Source organism: Microbacterium phyllosphaerae, from assembly GCF_050628115.1.
Classification (GTDB): Bacteria; Actinomycetota; Actinomycetes; order Actinomycetales; family Microbacteriaceae; genus Microbacterium; species Microbacterium phyllosphaerae_A.
This window is the reverse complement of sequence record NZ_CP192502.1, coordinates 996,932-1,013,815: the sequence shown is the minus strand read 5'-3', so window position 1 is coordinate 1,013,815 and position 16,884 is coordinate 996,932. Positions and strand designations below refer to the sequence as shown.

At 68.0% G+C, this 16,884-nt stretch carries 17 protein-coding genes; 13 read left to right on the top strand and 4 right to left on the bottom strand.

The window, feature by feature from the left end:
- Nucleotides 1-109 precede the first annotated feature (109 nt).
- The 6 genes from ACQ4LY_RS04585 (at nt 110) to ACQ4LY_RS04560 (ending at nt 5,399) form a co-directional block, all read left to right on the top strand.
- On the top strand, nt 110-1,543 hold the full coding sequence (locus tag ACQ4LY_RS04585; RefSeq protein ID WP_431074847.1) for a dihydrolipoyl dehydrogenase family protein: 1,434 nt from the start codon (nt 110-112) through the stop codon (nt 1,541-1,543).
- 171 nt (nt 1,544-1,714) lie between these two features.
- The gene (locus ACQ4LY_RS04580; RefSeq protein WP_431074846.1) at nt 1,715-2,017 is read left to right on the top strand and encodes a DUF427 domain-containing protein; all 303 of its coding nucleotides are present in this window, start codon (nt 1,715-1,717) and stop codon (nt 2,015-2,017) included.
- Between the two features lie 64 nt (nt 2,018-2,081).
- Entirely contained in the window at nt 2,082-2,969 is an 888-nt protein-coding gene (locus tag ACQ4LY_RS04575; protein ID WP_431074845.1) for an ABC transporter ATP-binding protein, read from the top strand.
- Nucleotides 2,966-3,646, top strand: a complete 681-nt coding sequence (locus ACQ4LY_RS04570) for an ABC transporter permease (protein ID WP_431074844.1) — start codon at nt 2,966-2,968, stop codon at nt 3,644-3,646. The genes ACQ4LY_RS04575 and ACQ4LY_RS04570 overlap by 4 nt, the downstream gene beginning before the upstream one ends.
- Nucleotides 3,643-4,431, top strand: coding sequence for an ABC transporter permease (locus ACQ4LY_RS04565; protein ID WP_431074843.1), 789 nt, complete (start codon nt 3,643-3,645; stop codon nt 4,429-4,431). The genes ACQ4LY_RS04570 and ACQ4LY_RS04565 overlap by 4 nt, the downstream gene beginning before the upstream one ends.
- Nucleotides 4,432-4,478: 47 nt before the next feature.
- Nucleotides 4,479-5,399 (top strand): ABC transporter substrate-binding protein, encoded by a 921-nt coding sequence (locus tag ACQ4LY_RS04560; protein ID WP_431074842.1) that lies wholly within the window; start codon nt 4,479-4,481, stop codon nt 5,397-5,399.
- 92 nt (nt 5,400-5,491) lie between these two features.
- Here the strand turns inward: ACQ4LY_RS04560 and ACQ4LY_RS04555 are convergent, their stop codons facing one another.
- Entirely contained in the window at nt 5,492-6,781 is a 1,290-nt protein-coding gene (locus tag ACQ4LY_RS04555; RefSeq protein ID WP_431074841.1) for an AI-2E family transporter, read from the bottom strand.
- A gap of 95 nt (nt 6,782-6,876) precedes the next feature.
- On the opposite strand from ACQ4LY_RS04555, the gene ACQ4LY_RS04550 reads away from it, so the two are divergent.
- Both ACQ4LY_RS04550 and ACQ4LY_RS04545 read left to right on the top strand, forming a co-directional pair.
- Entirely contained in the window at nt 6,877-7,176 is a 300-nt protein-coding gene (locus ACQ4LY_RS04550; RefSeq protein WP_042541193.1) for a chorismate mutase, read from the top strand.
- Nucleotides 7,177-7,314: 138 nt separating this feature from the next.
- Nucleotides 7,315-8,481 carry an ROK family protein gene (locus ACQ4LY_RS04545; protein WP_431074839.1) on the top strand — a complete coding sequence of 389 codons (1,167 nt, stop codon included), beginning with the start codon at nt 7,315-7,317 and terminating at the stop codon, nt 8,479-8,481.
- A 365-nt stretch (nt 8,482-8,846) separates the two neighbouring features.
- Here ACQ4LY_RS04545 and ACQ4LY_RS04540 read toward each other — a convergent pair whose 3' ends face one another.
- Genes ACQ4LY_RS04540 through ACQ4LY_RS04530 form a run of 3 tightly spaced genes read right to left on the bottom strand, consistent with a single transcriptional unit; the run spans nt 8,847 to nt 12,038 of the window.
- The gene (locus tag ACQ4LY_RS04540) at nt 8,847-9,767 is read right to left on the bottom strand and encodes a carbohydrate ABC transporter permease (RefSeq protein WP_431074838.1); all 921 of its coding nucleotides are present in this window, start codon (nt 9,765-9,767) and stop codon (nt 8,847-8,849) included.
- 2 nt (nt 9,768-9,769) lie between these two features.
- Entirely contained in the window at nt 9,770-10,744 is a 975-nt protein-coding gene (locus ACQ4LY_RS04535) for a carbohydrate ABC transporter permease (RefSeq protein ID WP_431074837.1), read from the bottom strand.
- Nucleotides 10,745-10,793: 49 nt separating this feature from the next.
- Nucleotides 10,794-12,038 (bottom strand): extracellular solute-binding protein, encoded by a 1,245-nt coding sequence (locus ACQ4LY_RS04530; RefSeq protein WP_431074836.1) that lies wholly within the window; start codon nt 12,036-12,038, stop codon nt 10,794-10,796.
- A 290-nt stretch (nt 12,039-12,328) separates the two neighbouring features.
- Here ACQ4LY_RS04530 and ACQ4LY_RS04525 point away from each other — a divergent pair, with 290 nt between their 5' ends.
- From ACQ4LY_RS04525 to ACQ4LY_RS04505, 5 genes are read left to right on the top strand one after another with little or no spacing between them, the layout of a single operon-like run.
- Nucleotides 12,329-13,225: an SIS domain-containing protein gene (locus ACQ4LY_RS04525; RefSeq protein WP_056310738.1), complete on the top strand. Its 897-nt coding sequence runs from the start codon at nt 12,329-12,331 to the stop codon at nt 13,223-13,225.
- Nucleotides 13,226-13,249: 24 nt separating this feature from the next.
- A complete protein-coding gene (locus ACQ4LY_RS04520) occupies nt 13,250-14,242 on the top strand; it encodes an ROK family protein (protein ID WP_431074835.1) in 993 nt (330 codons plus the stop codon).
- A complete protein-coding gene (locus tag ACQ4LY_RS04515) occupies nt 14,239-15,180 on the top strand; it encodes a 1-phosphofructokinase family hexose kinase (RefSeq protein WP_431074834.1) in 942 nt (313 codons plus the stop codon). The genes ACQ4LY_RS04520 and ACQ4LY_RS04515 overlap by 4 nt, the downstream gene beginning before the upstream one ends.
- Entirely contained in the window at nt 15,177-16,031 is an 855-nt protein-coding gene (locus ACQ4LY_RS04510) for a class II fructose-bisphosphate aldolase (RefSeq protein WP_431074833.1), read from the top strand. The genes ACQ4LY_RS04515 and ACQ4LY_RS04510 overlap by 4 nt, the downstream gene beginning before the upstream one ends.
- Before the next feature lie 27 nt (nt 16,032-16,058).
- Nucleotides 16,059-16,835 (top strand): DeoR/GlpR family DNA-binding transcription regulator, encoded by a 777-nt coding sequence (locus tag ACQ4LY_RS04505; protein ID WP_056310731.1) that lies wholly within the window; start codon nt 16,059-16,061, stop codon nt 16,833-16,835.
- The last annotated feature ends 49 nt before the right edge of the window (nt 16,836-16,884 follow it).

The following is a 16,884-nucleotide window of genomic DNA, read 5'->3' as shown; positions in this document are numbered from 1 at the left end:
TCGGTCCCGCCGACGCGCCCGGAGTGCACGTGCACAGTGCCCGGCGGAACACCACCCCGTGACTCGACGTTGCTCTTGAGGAAGACTGGGCGACGGAGAGGTGCACCTCATGACTGCTGAGAAGACCGACGAATACGACCTGATCGTGCTGGGCGGAGGACCGGTGGGTGAGAACGTCGCCGACCGTGCCGTGCAGGACGGACTGACCGCGATCATCGTGGAGAGCGAGCTGGTGGGCGGTGAGTGCTCGTACTGGGCCTGCATGCCGTCGAAGGCGCTGCTGCGTCCGGCCCAGGCTCTGCGCGCGGCGCAGAAGGTCAAGGGCGCTGCCGAGGCGGTCACCGGAAAGCTCGATGTGCGGGCGGTGTTCGACCGCCGCGACTCGTTCACGAGCAACTGGTCGGATGACGGGCAGGTGAAGTGGCTCGACTCGGCAGGCATCGACCTCGCCCGCGGCCACGGGCGTCTCACCGGTGAGCGCGAGGTGACGGTGACGGATGCCGACGGCGGCACCCGCGTGCTGCACGCGCGTCATGCAGTCGCGATCAGCACGGGTTCGGATGCCGTGATCCCGCCGATCGAGGGTCTTCGCGAGTCGTCTCCGTGGACCAGTCGCGAGGCGACCAGTGCCGAGGAGCGGCCCGAGTCCCTCGCCGTGATCGGCGGAGGGGTCGTCGCGGTCGAGATGGCGACGGCCTACGCGGCTCTCGGCTCGACGGTGACGATAATCGCCCGCAGCGGTCTGCTCGGCTCGATGGAGTCCTTCGCGGGCGAGCGTGTCGCCGCCGGACTCAAGGAGCTCGGAGTGGACGTGCGCACCGACACGGGCACCACGCGTGTCACGCGGGGCGACGACGGCGTGACGATCGTGCTCGACGACGACTCCTTCGTCACTGCGGCCGAGGTGCTCGTCGCCACAGGACGCTCGCCCCGAAGCGGCGACATCGGCCTCGACGTCGTTGGGCTGGAGCCCGGGCGCTGGATCAAGGTCGACGAGACGCTGCGCGTACCAGGCTCCGACTGGCTCTACGCCGTCGGCGACGTCAACGGTCGTGTGCTGCTCACGCATCAGGGCAAGTACCAGGCGCGTGCGGCCGGAGACGTGATCGCGGCGCGTGCTCAGGGCGCGGACGTCGAGGATGGGCCGTGGGGCAAGCACGTGGCGACTGCCGACAAGGCCGCTGCCCCGCAGGTGACGTTCTCGTTCCCCGAGGTCGCGTCGGTCGGGCGGACCGAGGCGGAGGCACGCAAGGCTGGCATCGACGTCACCGTGGTCGACTACGACCTCGGCGGAGTTGCGGGGGCGAGCCTCTACGAGGACGGCTTCGACGGCCAGGCGCGGATCGTGATCGACAAGGATCGCGACGTGATCATCGGGGCGACGTTCGTCGGTCCCGAAGTCGCCGAGCTGGTGCAGACGGCGACGGTCGCGATCGTCGGCGAGGTGCCGATCGCCCGGCTCTGGCATGCGGTTCCGGCCTACCCGACGATCAGCGAGGTCTGGCTGCGGCTGCTGGAGGGCTACGGGCGGGATTCCGCGTGATCTCCCGAACCATCCGTTGCGGCGTCCGCTCCGAACAGACGGAGAGACATCGGGTGCGATCGGTGTGCCCGGAGCAGGATTGTTTCTCATATTGACGTCACGGAGCGCAAGCCCGGGACGGATGTCACACACGTCTTATACGCTCGAACCCACATCCGAGGAGGCAGGACCATGAAGGCTGTACTCGCAGGAACCGTCATCGCCGAAGCCGACGAGAGCGATCTCGCCCGCATCGAGGGCAACTGGTACTTCCCGCCCGCATCGATCACAGAGGGCGCGCTCGTCGAGAGTCCGACCCAGTACACGTGCCCCTGGAAGGGGGCAGCCCAGTACTTCTCGGTGCAGGCGGGAGGCGAGCTGCATACCGACTACGCCTGGTCGTACCCGACTCCGTTCCCGAGCGCCTTCGACCGTGTCGGCAAGGACTTCTCGGGCTTCGTCGCCTTCGACCCGCGGGTCGACGTCTCAGCATGACCTCTGTATGCCGCAGCCGGGGTGCTGATGCCCGCCTCGTCGATCGATCGACCGGAGAATAAACGTGATCGAGTTCCGCAACGTCACCAAGCAGTTCCCGGACGGTACGACCGCCGTGAAGGACTTCAGCCTGGTGCTGCCGTCGCGCAAGACGACGGTGTTCGTCGGATCCTCGGGATGCGGCAAGACCACCCTGCTGCGCATGATCAACCGCATGGTCGAGCCGACCTCCGGCGAGGTCGAGATCGACGGCGAGAGCGTGCTCGGTGGCGACCCCGTTGCTCTGCGCCGCCGCATCGGCTACGTGATGCAGAACTCGGGTCTGATGCCGCACTTCACGGTGATCGACAATGTCGCCACCGTGCTTCGCCTGACCGGGGTGAAGAAGGCGCCGGCGCATGAGCGCGCACGTGAGCTGCTGAAGACGGTGGGCCTCGACCAGTCGCTGGCCGAGCGGTACCCGAGCCAGCTCTCGGGCGGGCAGCAGCAGCGCGTGGGTGTGGCGCGTGGGCTCGCGGCCGATCCGAACATCCTCCTGATGGACGAGCCGTTCGGCGCCGTCGACCCGATCGTGCGTGCCGATCTGCAGCAGGAGACCCTGCGGCTGCAGCACGAGCTCGACAAGACGGTCGTGTTCGTCACGCACGATATCGACGAGGCGTTCCTGCTCGGTGACCAGGTCGTGATCCTCGACAAGGGCGCACGCATCGTGCAGGTGGGCAGCCCGAGCGAGATCATCGAGAACCCGGCAGACGACTTCGTCGCGTCCTTCATCGGCGCTGACCGTGGCCGTCGCGCTCTGCACCTCAAGCAGACGCCCCACGGCACCGTGGTAGTCGACTCCGAGGGACGCACCCAGGGTGCGATCGTGGCCGACGTCGAGAAGTCCGACGGACCGCTCGCCGGACCGGATGCCGCCGCTCTCGGCGCCGTACAGGGCGAGCGCACGTGAACTGGGTCGTCGACAACCTCGGGCTGATCTTCGAACTGACCGGGGTGCATCTGCGGCAGAGCATCATTCCGATCGTTCTGGGCTTCGTGCTGTCCCTGCCCCTGGGCTGGGTCGCATGGAGGTTCAAGCTGGTGCGCGGACCGATCATCCTGCTGACGGGGCTGCTCTACACGATCCCGTCGCTCGCCCTGCTGATCCTGCTGCCGTCGGTCGTCGGCTACTCTCCGCGCAGCGAGGCCAACCTGATCGTCGCGCTCACCATCTACGCGATCGCGATCCTCGTGCGCGGGGTCTCGGACGGCCTCGACTCGGTCGACGACGACATCCGTCAGTCCGCCACAGCCACGGGATTCGGGTCCTTCCGACGCTTCTGGGCGGTCGAGTTCCCGCTCGCAGGCCCTGTCATCCTGGCGAGTCTGCGGGTCACGGCGGTGAGCACCATCTCGTTGGCGACCGTGGGCATCCTGATCGGCATCAGGAACCTCGGATACCTCTTCACCAACGGCCTCGATCGTCGGATCATCGCCGAGGTGTTCGCCGGGATCATCGCCGTCGTCGTCATCGCCCTCGTGATCGATCTGCTTCTCCTGCTCGCCGGTCGGGCGCTGATGCCCTGGACGCGCGCTGCGACGAAGACCGGCGCTGCGACCCCCGTGACCGTGGGGGCTCCCGCATGAACCTCTTCCTCGAAGCCTTCGCATGGATGTTCGCCCCGGCTCAGTGGACCGGCAACTACGCGCTGCCGAAACTGCTCGGCGAGCACTTGACCCTCACCGCGATCTCCGTGGTCATCGCCGCTGCGATCGCGGTTCCCTTGGGGTGGCTCATCGGTCACACGGGCAAGGGGCGCGAGATAGCCGTGGCGGTGTCCGGAGCGGCACGTGCGATCCCGGCCTTCGGCCTCATGATCCTGCTCGTGCTCCTCTTGGGAGTGCTCCGCATCCCCGAGGCCGCGATCACGACGTTCGTGCTGCTCGCGATCCCGTCGCTGCTCGCGGGCGCCTACACCGGCCTCGAAGCCATCGACCGGCGTGTGATCGACGCCGCGAAGGCGATGGGCATGACGGGCTGGCAGATCTTCTGGAAGGTCGAGGTGCCGCTCGGTCTTCCGCTCCTCGTCGGCGGCATCCGCTCAGCTCTGCTGCAGGTCATCGCGACGGTCACGATCGCCGCATACGTCGGGCTGGGCGGGCTCGGCTATCCGATCATCCAGGGCATCCCGCTGCAGCGCTTCGACCAGGTGGTCGCTGGAGCGATCCTCGTGGCGGCGCTCGCGCTGCTGGTCGACCTCCTGCTCGCCGGCGCCCAGCACCTCGCTGTTCCGAGAGGCCTCCGCACCGGCGGGCGCCCCTCGCGTCGACGTTCGCGCACGCTCGTCCCCGCTGCCGAACCCTCGACCTCCGAGGCATCCCCCTCCGGTGACGGGACTACGTCCGTCACGAGCGAGCCCGCCACAGCCTGAAATCCACAGCACAGCAGTCCAGAAGTCCCCCAGAGAAGAGGAAGTCCATGTTCACAGCACGAGGCAAGCGCTCTGTCTTCGCCATCGGCGTCGTCGCCGCCGCGGCACTCGCCCTCACCGCCTGCGGTTCGAGCGAATCGCTCGGCGAGCCGGCCGATTCCGGCGAGAGCTCGGGCGGCGACGCGATCGTCGTCGGTTCGCAGGCGTACTACTCCAACGAGATCATCGCCGAGATCTACGCTCAGGCGCTCGAGGCAGCAGACTTCACGGTCGATCGCCAGTTCAGCATCGGGCAGCGCGACGCGTACATGCCCGACGTCGAGTCCGGCGATATCGACGTCTTCCCCGAGTACACGGGCAGCCTGCTCGAGTACATCTCGGAGGACGAGGTCGATGTGACCAGCCCCGATGACGTCTACGCGGCCCTGCAGGACGCACTGCCCGAGAGCCTCACGGCCCTCGACTTCGCCGAGGCCTCCGACCAGGATTCCTACACGGTCCTCAAGAGCTTCGCCGAGGAGAACGGCCTGACCACGATCGGCGACCTCAGCAAGGTCACCTCGCAGGTCACGATCGGCGCGGCACCCGAGTTCGAGCAGCGCCCGTACAGCCCGGCAGCGGCCAAGGAGGTCTACGGTGTGGAACTGGCGTTCTCGGCCACCGGCCCGACGACCCTCGAGTCGCTGCTCGCCGGCGAGATCCAGGTCGCGGACATCTACACCGCCGACCCGGCGTTCGAGACCGAGGAGATCGTGGCTCTCGAAGACCCCGAGAACCTGATCATCTCGTCGAACGTCGTGCCGATCGTCTCGAGCGACATCGCGGACGACGTGTCGGACGTCCTCAACGCCATCAGCGCCAAGCTGACTGCGGAGGAACTCGTGTCGCTGAACGTTCTGAGCACGGTCGACCAGCAGTCGTCGGCCGACATCGCCAAGAAGTGGCTCGAAGACAACGACCTCGTCTGATCGCGAGCAGCTCCCACGAGAAGTGCCCGGGCCCTCAGGGGTCCGGGCACTTCTGCGTGTGGGCTGAAGCGGTTCTCCTCGCCGAGCAGGGGCTAGATCCGCGCATCCTGCCGAGGGATGAGCACCTGCTTGATGATGATGAGGATCGATGCCGCGACCGGCACCGCCACGAGGGCACCGAGCAGGCCGAGCAGCGTGCCGCCGGCGAGAGCGCCGATCACGACGAGCGAGCCGGGGATCGAGATCGCGCGGTTCATCACGCGCGGCGTGATCACGTACGCCTCGATCTGCATGTAGACGAGGTAGACGATCGCGAACACGAGCGCGGCGATCGGGTTCGTGAACAGAGCGAGGGTCGTGCCGATGATCCAGAACAGCACGGATCCGACGAGTGGGATCAGCGTGATGCAGAACGCCACGGTTGCCATCAGCGGGGGGAACGGCAGTCCGAGGAAGAAGTACAGCAGGAAGGCGAGCACGGCGTTGCAGAACGCGAGTACCACCATGCCCATGACGTAGCCGCCGACCGAGTCGGTGATCTGATCTGTGATGTCCCCGGCGCGGGCACGGTCGCGCGCGGGGGCGAGGCGCAGCAGTCCGGACTTGATCGACGGGAGGGTCGCGAGGAAGTAGAGCGTGAGCACCAGCACCACGATGATGCCCGAGATGGCGCTCGCGATGGAGGCGCCGACCTGAAGGGCGCCACCGCCGATCGCCGCGATGTTGCCGGGGTCGGTGAGGAACTTCTGCACATCGGCCACCAGGGATTCGAACTGATCGCCGAACTGGTCCTCGAGGGTCGCGTAGATGTCGCTGCGCATGAACTCCTGGATCATGCCCGGCACCGATCGGATGAAACTCGCGATCTGCTCGATGACGACCGGAAGCACCATCCAGATGACGAGGCCCGCGACGACGATGAGCCCCAGGATCGCGACGACCACTGAGATCGCTCGCGAGAGGCCGCGCTTCTCGAGGAACCGCACGGTGGGATCGAGTCCGAGAGCGGCGAACAGGGCGAGGGCGATGTAGATGATCACCGTCGACAGGTTCGCCACGGCCAGACCGAGCACGATGGCGGCAAGACCGCCGAGGGTCACCAGAAAACCGAACACGAACGGGCGATCGATGCGCGTCCAGAACGATCGGCTCGGCGTCATCGGCTCGACGACGCCGGTGCGGGGAGTGTGAGCATCAGACCGCGCGAGGGGAGCGGGCGTCGCGGCGGTGGAGGGCTCGGATGCGGCGGTTTCCGACGTGCTGGGCGATGCCTCGGCTCCGGCGGGCGCATCGGGAGTCGAGTTCGGATGCTCGGGCTGCGGGGACGGGTCGGATGCGGCGGCGGACGCGCTCGACGACGGTTCCTGCTCTTCTCGGCTCATGTGCTCACGATAGCGTCCGACCGAGCGTCGCCCCGGCAAGCGTCCCCCGTGCGGGGCGGGGTCGTTCTGCCGCGTGTTTCCGTAGAGTAGGGGGCATGACCGCCGCCGAAGACCCCCGGGCTGAACTCCTCCGACTGCGCTCGAGCATCGACAACATCGACGCCGCACTCATCTTCATGCTCGCCGAGCGCTTCCGCGCCACGCAGCAGGTCGGCCAGCTCAAAGCCGAGCACGAGATGCCGGCATCCGATCCCGGTCGTGAAGAGCAGCAGGTCGCGCGCCTCAAGGCACTCGCCGAGGATGCGCACCTCGACCCCGAGTTCGCCGAGAAGTGGTTCAACTTCGTGGTGGCCGAGGTGATCCGCCATCACACGGAAGCCGCCGAAGGGCGATGATCCGGCCTTCCGGGCGAGTGACAGTGTGTGCAGCACTCACCCGCCCGGGGACCGAACTAAGTTTATTGAATAAACTATGACCGAGGCTACGCAGAACGCCCTGGTCTGTCAATCGATTCGGACAACGGGACCGGCACCATGCTGAATGGCGACGACGCACTCGACACGCAGGCGTCGGTTCGCCGTGCCAACCTGCGACGGGCGCTTCAGCTGGTTTTCCGCAGCCCCGGCACTCAGACGAGGGCCGGCATCGCTCGCGCCACCGGTCTCACGGCGGCCACGGCCTCGTCTCTGGTCGCGGAGCTCATCGAACTCCAGCTGATCGCGGAGGGCGCTCAGGCTGCCAGCACCGGCGGAAAGCGGGCGACGACCCTCAGCATCGACCCGGTTCATCACCTCATACTGGTGCTCGTGGTCCGGCCGACCGACGCGCGCATCGCGCTGGTCGGTCTCGACGGCGCAGAGGTCGAGACGCGTAGGGTCGGCTACTCGTCGGAGTCGCGCGATCGGATGCTCGACGACGCACTCACCAAGATCGCGACCGCGCACCGCGACCGTCTGCTCGTGGCGGGGGTGCAGTTGCCGGGCACGACCGATGGGCGCCGCGTCTTCGAGAGTGTGCAGCTGGGCTGGACCGATGTCTCTCTCGCGGATCGTTTCGAGGCGCTGCTCGGCGTTCCGGTGCTCCTGGTCAACGACGTGGATGCCGAGGCGATCGCCGAGTCCGCCAGGGAGGACGAGTCGGCGGGGTATCGGCTGTTCATCCATATCGGCACCGGAATCGGGGCGGCGGTGACCCTCGACGGCGAGCTCGCCCCGGGTCCCCGCGACCGCGCAGGCGAGATCGGTCACGTGCAGGTGCAGTTCGGCGGCGATGCGCGGGCGTGCCGGTGCGGCCGGCAGGGGTGCCTGGAATCCGTGGCATCGATGACCGCCATGCTCGGCGACGACTTCGACGACGCACTCGACGACCGGGCGATCGACGCGCTCGCCGCAGCGGCCGATCAGGAGCGCGTGGCGGAGGGGGCGCGGGCGCTGGCTCGCACGATCAAGCTCATCGCGGCGGTGCTCGACGCTGCCGAGGTCGTGATCGGCGGCCCGGCCCGTGCACTCGGCGACCCGTTCCTCCGCCTCGTGCAGGCAGAGATCGACTACACCGCCACGGGCACCGCGAACGTGCCCGTTCGCTACGCCGACGCAGACGCCTCGATCTCGACGGGCGTCGCTCAGGTGGCGCTGTCGAGCGCGCTGGGCGTGCGTTGGAGTCCGGCGCAGCTGCGCGCGGCATCCGCTCCGGCATCCTGATCGGACTTTGATTCCCGTCGGACTTCGCGTCGCGCGCGGAGGTTCCCGTCGCACTTTGTGCCGCGTGCGGAGGTTCCCGTCGCACTTTGTGCCGCGTGTGCACGGGGCGAGCGGCACGAAGTGCGACCGGAGCGCTGATCCGGTGGACCGGGCGGCGCGAAGTGCGACCGGAGCGCTGATCCGGTGGACCGGGCGGCGCGAAGTGCGACCGGAGCGCTGATCCGGTGGACCGGGCGGCGCAAACTGCGACCGGAGCGCCACGCGGATACGGAGCGCCACGCGGATACGGAGCGAGACGCGGATGCGGAGCGAGACGCGGATGCGGAGCGCCACCCGGGTGGCGCTCCGCATCTGTTCCGACGGCTCTACTTGACGCTGCCGGCGGTGAGGCCTCCGACGAGGCGCTTCTCGATGAGCATGAACAGGATGACGACGGGCAGGATCGCGACGATCGAGACGCCGAACACGTACTGCCAACTGGTCTCGTACTGACCCACGAACTTGGTCAGCGCGACCGAGAGCGGCTGGTTCTTGTCGGTCGACAGGATCACGAGCGATGCGGCGAACTCGTTCCAGCAGGCGACGAACGTGAACACGATCGCCGTGACGATGCCCGGCCAGACGAGCGGCAGGTTGATCTTGAACAGCACGGTGAAGCGACCGGCGCCGTCGATCTGGGCCGCCTCGTCGATCTCTTTGGGGATGCCGGCGAAGAACGAGTGCATGATCCACACCGCGAACGACAGGTTGAAGGCGGCGTTGATGAAGATCATCGCGGCCCACGTGTCGCCGAGTCCGAGGGTCGTGAACTGGCGGAACAGGCCGGAGGTGAGGACGGCGGGCTGCAGCATCTGCGTCACGATCACGAGGAACAGGAACACCATGCGCCCGGGGAACTTGAAGCGGGCGGTGTAGTACGCGGCCGGCAGCGACACGAGCAGCACGAGCAGCGTCGCGAACACGGCGATGATGATCGTCGAGATCAGGTTGTACGGCAGCGGCGTCTCGGGGGTCGACCACATCGAGATGTAGTTCTCCCAGTGCCACTCGATCGGCAGGTAGGTCGGGTCGACCGAGCGGATCTGCGACTTCGTCTTGACCGAACCGAAGAACATGATCAGGTACGGCAGTACGAAGATCGCGAGCACGAGGATGCCGGCGGCCATGCGGAGGATGACGCGGGGCAGCGTCACCTGGTCTTCGGTGTACCGGCGCTTGCGCCCGGGGATGCGGGGAGCGGCGTCGTCTCCGGCGGTGGTGACGAGGGCGGTCTCGGTCAGGGTCATGATCAGACCTCCTTCATGGGCTTGACGGCCTTGACGTAGATCGCGACGATCACGATCACGATCAGGAAGGCCACGACCGACAGCGCGCTCGCGACGTCGACCTTCTTCTGCAGCTCGATGTACTTGAAGATCATCGTCATGATCGTGTCGGCGCCGTAACCGGGGATCGACCCCGTCATCACCTTGAGGATCGGCAGCGAGTTGAACACGTTGATGATGTTGATGAGGATCGCGACCGCGAGGGCGCTGCGCAGCTGTGGCACGACGACGGTCCAATAGGTGCGGGTGGGGCCTGCGCCGTCCATCTTCGCGGCCTCGAGGGTGTCGGCCGGGACCGTCTGCAGGCCCGCGAGGATCGTGTAGGTCGTGAAGGGCAGCGAGACGAAGATCGCGATCACGATCGACCACGCGAAGGCGGTGGCCGGGTTCTTGGTCCAGCCGTACCCGACCGCGTCATCGGACAGCCCGATGTCGTAGAGGAACTTGTTGAAGACCCCGAAGTACGGCTCGAGGCTGTAGTAGAAGACCATGGTGGTCATCACGACGGATGCGGCCCACGGCACGATCACGGCCATGCGCACGATCTGCCGACCCGGGAAGGCCTTGTTCAGGATCTGCGCGAGTCCGAGCGAGATCAGCACAGTGAAGGTCACGACCGCCACGACCCAGATGATCGTGCGGAAGATGATCGGCCAGAACTCGGCGAACGTGAACACGGTCACGAAGTTGTCGAAGCCGACCGAGCCCTTGTCGAGGCCGGACAGCGAGATGTCACGGGTGGAGTTGAAGAACATCACCCCGGCGGGGAACAGCACCACGCCGATGATGAGGAGGAGGGCGGGGGCGATCCAGGGCAGCGCCTGGAGCAGATCCTTGCCTCCGGGCTTGCCGCGGGCAGCGCCCGACCGGCGCCCCGGGGTGCGGGGGCGGCCGGTGGCCGCCCCCGCGAGGTTCGAGGATTCTTTCGTCTGGCTCATGGAATATCCGAACCTCTCCGTCGCTGGGTGTGGGCAGGGTCGTCGGGGATCAGCCCGCGTCGACCTGTGCCTGGATCTCGGTCAGGACATCCTGCGCGGACTTCGTCTGGAGCTGGCCGAACAGCGACTTGAAGGCGCCGTCGGTGGCCGACCACTTCTCGTTCGTCGACGGGTAGAACTGCGCGTCGGGCAGCACGTCGAGGAATGGCTTGAGTGCCTCCTCGCCGGCGAGCTGCTCGGCACCGGACTTGGTGACGGGAAGGAAGCCTTCGGCCTGCACCCACGGCACGTACACGTCTGCCGAGTAGTAGTAGTCGAAGAACTTGGTGATCGCCTCCTGCTTGTCACCGTCGTTCTGGAACGCCATCAGCTGGTCCATGACGCCGAGGGTGAACGGCGAGCCGTCCTTCGTCGGGATCGGGACGATGGAGTAGTCGAGCTCGGGGTTGCCCTCCTCGATCTGGCCCACTGTCGGGGGCAGACCCACCTGCATGCCGATCTTGCCCTGGATGAAGATGTCCATCAGGGGCGAGCGCTGCGTCGAGCCGGGGTCGGCCTGCGTGGCGCCTGCGTCGATCATCTTCTTGATCTGCTCGGCACCTTCGAGGTTCTCGGGGGTGTCGATCGTGATCTCGGATGCGTCGCCGAACGAGCCGCCGCCGCCCCAGAGCCACACGGCCGCCTCGGCCTGCGCCTCTTCGGAACCGAGAGGCATGCCGTAGCCGGCCACGCCGCCGCCGAGTGCCGACACCTTGGTCGCGGCATCCAGCAGCTCGTCCCACGTCGTCGGAGCCTCGACACCGGCCTGCTCGAGCAGCGCGTTGTTGACGAACAGCGCGCGGGCCGATGCGATCAGGGGCAGGGCGTAGGCGGTGTCGTCGACCTCGGCGTTCGCGAGGAACGCGTCCTGGAAGTCGGAGTACGTGTCTTCCGAGACGACGTCCTCGACCGGGTAGAGCAGCTCGTCGCCGACGAACCCGGCGAACGGACCGCCGTTGTAGATGTCAGGGGCCTCGCCGGCCTGGATCTTGGTGGAGACGACCTTCTCGAGGTTGTCCCAGGACTGCACCTCGAGGTCGACCTTGATGTCGGGATTCTCCTTCTCGAATCCGTCGATCACGTCTTCCCACAGGCCCTTGGTGGCGTCGGAGTAGCTGGGGACGAGGAGGTTGAGAGTGGTTTCGCCCTCAGCGTCGCCTCCGCCTCCGGTCGAGCCGCCGAACCCGCACGAAGCGAGCGTGAGAGTGGCGGTTGCCGCCAGGGCAACGGCGCCGAATCGCAGTGACTTCTTCATGTGTATTGCATTCCTCACTGTGTAGGTGGTGCACAGTCGCAAGCACAACTCACGCGACGGTGCGTGTGATCGCCTTCCCTTGGTGGCTGGGCGATCGGTCAAGCCGGGTCGGCTCGGAGAACCCTCCATGGACCGGGTCGCCGGAGGGGCGGTGGAACTTGTTCGATTATTTGTCAGGAGAATAAACAAATCAAGAGGAACCTTGCGAGATTTCCTTGTGTCGAAATACTATGATCGAATCAGCACCAAAACAATCACAAACTTGCAACATCTGGTCCGGAGGGCCCGACATGACCGAACTTCTGCCCGGCGCACACATGCGCGAAGAGCTCACCTCGCAGCCCGAGACCTGGGCTCGCGCCGCCGATCTTCGCGATGCACAGGCACTGCTGCCCGCATCCGGAGCCCGCATCGCCGTCGTCGGCTGCGGCACGTCGTGGTTCATGGCCCAGTCGTACGCGTTCCTGCGTGAGACCTCGGGTCAGGGCGAGACCGACGCGTTCGCGGCATCCGAGGCCTTCGTCGACCGCGGCTACGACGCCGTCGTCGCGCTGACCCGCTCCGGCACCACGACAGAGGTGCTCGAACTGGTCGATCGCATCAAGGGCCGCGTTCCCACGATCGGTGTGATCGGCGACGAGACCTCGCCGCTCGTCTCTCTCGTCGACGAGGCCGTGCTGCTGCCCTTCGCCGATGAGAAGTCGGTCGTGCAGACCCGCTTCGCCACCACCGCCCTCGCGCTGTTCCGCGCCTCGCTCGGAGAAGACCTCACCGGCGCGATCGAGGATGCCGCCGCCGTGCTCGCCGCCGACTATGACGACGAGCTCCGTGACGCCGAGCAGTACTCGTTCCTCGGCCGCGGCTGGACCGTGGGCCTCGCGCACGAGGCCGCACTGAAGATGCGCGAATCGTCGCAGTCGTGGACCGAGTCGTACTCGTCGATGGAGTACCGCCACGGCCCGATCGCGATCGCCGCGCCCGGACGGGTGACCTGGCAGTTCGGCGAGGCGCCCGAGGGACTCGCCGCGCAGGTCGAGGCCACGGGGGCGCGCTTCGTGCAGCATCCGATCGATCCCCTCGCCGACCTCGTGCGGCTGCATCGTGTGGCCCTCGACCGTGCCGTGGCCCGCGGACTCGACCCTGACCAGCCGCGCAACCTCACGCGATCCGTCATCCTGGATGCATGACCCGACCCACCCGCGGAGCAGTCGATGACCAGGCCTGAGGATGCGGAGAGCATCAGCGACGTCGTGAGCGACGCGTCGGGCGAGCGCCTCGCCACAGCACGGACGATCGGAGCGGGCGCACCCGTGCTCGCTTTCGACGTCGGGGGCACCGACATCAAATCCGCGCTGTTCGACGTCGACGGCACGGCACTGGGCCTGCGACGCACGCCGACTCCGGTAGCCGACGGCGACCGCACCGGGGTGCTCATCGAGCGCCTCGGTGTGCTCGCCGCCGAACTGCAGGCCGATCACCCCGGCGTCGTGCCTCAGGCGGTCGGGCTGGTGGTGCCAGGGATCGTCGACGCGGAGGCCGGACTCGGCGTGTTCGCCAGCAACCTCGGCTGGCACGACTCCCCGTTGCGCGATCTCGCCTCGACGAAGCTCGGGCTCCCCGTGGCGTTCGACCACGACGTGCGTGCGGCGAGCTGGGCAGAACATCGCCTCGGCGGCGCCCGTGCATACTCGAACTCGGTCGTGCTCGTCATCGGCACCGGTATCGCGGGTGCTCTGCTCGTGGGGGGAGAGCCGTACACGGCTGGCGGCTACGCCGGCGAGATCGGACACTCGCCGATCGCCGACGGACCCGAGTGCGCGTGCGGCGCCCGAGGGTGCCTCGAAGTCGTCGCGTCCGCGGGGGCGATCGCACGCCGGTATCGCGAGGCGACGGGCATCGACCCCGACGGCGCGAAAGACGTGATCGCGCGTGCAGCGGCCGGCGACCGCATCGCCTCCGAGATCTGGAACTCGGCACTCGACGCTCTCACCCTCTCGCTCGCCCAGCTCACTGCGGTCGTGGCGCCGGAGGCCATCGTCATCGGTGGCGGTCTCTCCCGCGCGGGAGGCGCGCTCTTCGACGAACTGCGCGCCCGATTGGCAGAGCGGCTCAGTTTCCACCGCATCCCCGAACTCGTGCCCGCCGAGCTGTCAGGCAACGCCGGCATACTCGGAGCCGCGCTGCGCGCGAGGGAGCTCGTATGATCCTCACCGTCACCCCCAACCCGGCGCTCGATCTCACCTGGCACGTCGATCGGCTCACTCTCGGCGAGACGCACAGAGCGGATGCCGGTGTCAGCCGCGCCGGCGGCAAGGGGCTCAACGTGGCGAGAGTCGCCCATGCCCAGGGCGCGTCGGTGCTCGCCGTCTCGACGGCCGGCGGACGCAGCGGTGTCGAACTCGCCGCCGAACTCGGATCGAGCGGAGTGCCGCACCGGCTCGTATCCGTGGTCGGCGCCACACGACAGAGCATCGCGATCGTCGATCGGGAGCTCGGCGACACCACCATCGTGAACGAGCGCGGGGTGAACCCCACCGATCCCGAGTGGGCAGCGCTGCTCGGCGAGGTCGTCGACGCGCTCCCCGGCGCGCAGGTGCTGGTGATCTCGGGCAGCCTCCCACCCGGGGCGCCGGAGACGCTGCTGCCCCTCCTCATCGGCACGGCGCGGGATGCGGGCGTGCCCGTGATCGTCGACACCTCGGGTCCCGCTCTGCTGCTCGCGGCGGATGCCGGAGCATCCGTCGTCAAGCCCAATGCCGCCGAGCTCGTCGAGGCGACCGGTCTGACCGACCCCGTCGAGGGTGCGCGGTCGCTCATCGAGCGCGGCGTCGAGCTCGTGCTGCTGTCGCTCGGAGCCGAAGGCATGCTCGCGGTCACGGCATCCGACCTGCTGCACGCGCGCCTCGACGCCCCGCTCGCCGGCAATCCGACCGGTGCCGGCGATGCCGGAGTCGCCGCCTGCGCGGTGCTCTACGCCGACGGCATCCGCGACCCCGAGAAGATCCTTCGCCGAGCGACCGCCTGGTCGGCCGCCGCTGTGCTCATGCCGCTCGCCGGCGAGATCTCCGACGAGTGGGAGGCGCTCGAGCGCCGTCTCGTCGTCGCCCCCTTCATCCCCACCGTTCGAGAGGAACCTCTGTGACCCTGGTCTCCGCCCGCGAGCTGGTGACGGATGCCGCGACGCGCGGCACCGGCATCGGCGCGTTCAACGTGATCCACCTCGAGACCGCCGAGGGGCTGGTGCGTGCATCCGCCGATTCGGGGCTGCCGGTGATCCTGCAGCTCTCGCAGAACTGCGCCGACTATCACGGCGGTCTCGAGCCGATCGCCCTGGCGACCCTCGCGATCGCCCGTCGGGCAGCGACGCCCGTCGCGGTGCACCTCGATCACGCCGAGCGACCCGAGCTCGTCGACGAGGCCATCGCCCTCGGATTCGGCTCGGTGATGTTCGACGGCGGGGCTCTCCCCTACGACGAGAACGTCGCGATCACCGCGGCCGTGGCCGAGCGCGCGCACGCCGCCGGTGTCTACATCGAGGGCGAGCTGGGAGAGGTCGGCGGCAAAGACGGAGCCCATGCGCCGGGAGTGCGCACCGACCCCGACGAGGCGCGCGCGTTCGTCGCAGCGACCGGCGTCGACGCGCTCGCCGTGGCCGTCGGTTCGTCGCACGCGATGACAGACCGCACGGCATCGCTCGACCTCGAGCTCATCGCCCGCCTGAGCGAGGCGCTGCCCGTGCCCCTCGTGCTGCACGGCTCATCGGGCGTCGCCGACGCGGTCATCGCGGACGCGGTGCGCGCGGGCATGACCAAGATCAACGTCTCGACGCACCTGAACGGCTTCTTCACCCGGGCGATCCGCTCGACGCTCGACGCCGACGAGAAGCTCGTCGACTCGCGCAAGTACCTGACCCCGGCCCGTGACGCACTCGCGGGAGAGGCCGCACGGATGCTGCGACTGTTCGCCCTCGAGGCCGCCGAGGTGGCGGGGTGAACTGCGCGAACCGGGCAGGATGGTGACATGAAGCGCGCCGCACGTCTGAACGCGATCCTCGACCTCCTGGCCGCCGACGGCGAGGTCAACGTCGACGAGCTCGTCGAGCGATTCGGAGCCTCGGCCGCCACCACCCGCCGCGACCTCGACTCGCTCGCCGAGCAGCGCCTGCTCACCCGCACGCACGGCGGCGCGGTCGCCCATTCCGTCGCCTACGAGCTGCCCATCCGCTACAAGAGCCATCAGCGCTCGCAGCAGAAGGAGAGCATCGCGCAGGCCGCGGCCGCACTCGTCGCGCCGGGCATGGTGGTCGGGCTCTCCGGAGGGACGACGACCACGGCGATCGCGGCGGCACTCGCCGCGAGGGATGACCTCGCGGCCGGCCCCGGCATCACCGTCGTCACCAACGCCGTGAACATCGCCGCACAGCTCGCGACCCGCCCCGACATCAAGGTCGTCGTGACGGGCGGAGTCATCCACTCGCGCAGCTACGAACTCGTCGGCCCGTTCGTCGAGCAGCTGCTGCGAGGCGTGCGCCTCGACATCGCCTTCATCGGCGTCAACGGAATGGACGCCGAGGCCGGCGCCACCACGCAGGATGAACGCGAGGCCGCCGTGAACCGGATGATGGCCGAGCGTGCGCGTCGAGCGGTGGTCGTCACCGACAGCAGCAAGCTCGGCACCGTCGCGTTCGCGGCCGTCGGCGGCTCGGAGCTGTTCCCCGTTCTCCTCACCGACGACGGCGCGGACGCCGCTTCTCTCGCCGCCCTGCGCGCGGCCGGCTACGAGGTGCTGACCGCCTGATCCCGCGGTCTTGTTCTCCTGCTGAACTCCTTGCGGGGATGCCGCGACC

Coding starts and splice junctions, on each gene's coding strand:
- ACQ4LY_RS04585 (WP_431074847.1), top strand. CDS start 110: ATGACTGCTGAGAAGACCGACGAATACGACCTGATCGTGCTGGGCGGA.
- ACQ4LY_RS04580 (WP_431074846.1), top strand. CDS start 1,715: ATGAAGGCTGTACTCGCAGGAACCGTCATCGCCGAAGCCGACGAGAGC.
- ACQ4LY_RS04565 (WP_431074843.1), top strand. CDS start 3,643: ATGAACCTCTTCCTCGAAGCCTTCGCATGGATGTTCGCCCCGGCTCAG.
- ACQ4LY_RS04560 (WP_431074842.1), top strand. CDS start 4,479: ATGTTCACAGCACGAGGCAAGCGCTCTGTCTTCGCCATCGGCGTCGTC.
- ACQ4LY_RS04555 (WP_431074841.1), bottom strand. CDS start 6,781: ATGAGCCGAGAAGAGCAGGAACCGTCGTCGAGCGCGTCCGCCGCCGCA.
- ACQ4LY_RS04550 (WP_042541193.1), top strand. CDS start 6,877: ATGACCGCCGCCGAAGACCCCCGGGCTGAACTCCTCCGACTGCGCTCG.
- ACQ4LY_RS04545 (WP_431074839.1), top strand. CDS start 7,315: ATGCTGAATGGCGACGACGCACTCGACACGCAGGCGTCGGTTCGCCGT.
- ACQ4LY_RS04540 (WP_431074838.1), bottom strand. CDS start 9,767: ATGACCCTGACCGAGACCGCCCTCGTCACCACCGCCGGAGACGACGCC.
- ACQ4LY_RS04535 (WP_431074837.1), bottom strand. CDS start 10,744: ATGAGCCAGACGAAAGAATCCTCGAACCTCGCGGGGGCGGCCACCGGC.
- ACQ4LY_RS04530 (WP_431074836.1), bottom strand. CDS start 12,038: ATGAAGAAGTCACTGCGATTCGGCGCCGTTGCCCTGGCGGCAACCGCC.
- ACQ4LY_RS04525 (WP_056310738.1), top strand. CDS start 12,329: ATGACCGAACTTCTGCCCGGCGCACACATGCGCGAAGAGCTCACCTCG.
- ACQ4LY_RS04520 (WP_431074835.1), top strand. CDS start 13,250: ATGACCAGGCCTGAGGATGCGGAGAGCATCAGCGACGTCGTGAGCGAC.
- ACQ4LY_RS04515 (WP_431074834.1), top strand. CDS start 14,239: ATGATCCTCACCGTCACCCCCAACCCGGCGCTCGATCTCACCTGGCAC.
- ACQ4LY_RS04505 (WP_056310731.1), top strand. CDS start 16,059: ATGAAGCGCGCCGCACGTCTGAACGCGATCCTCGACCTCCTGGCCGCC.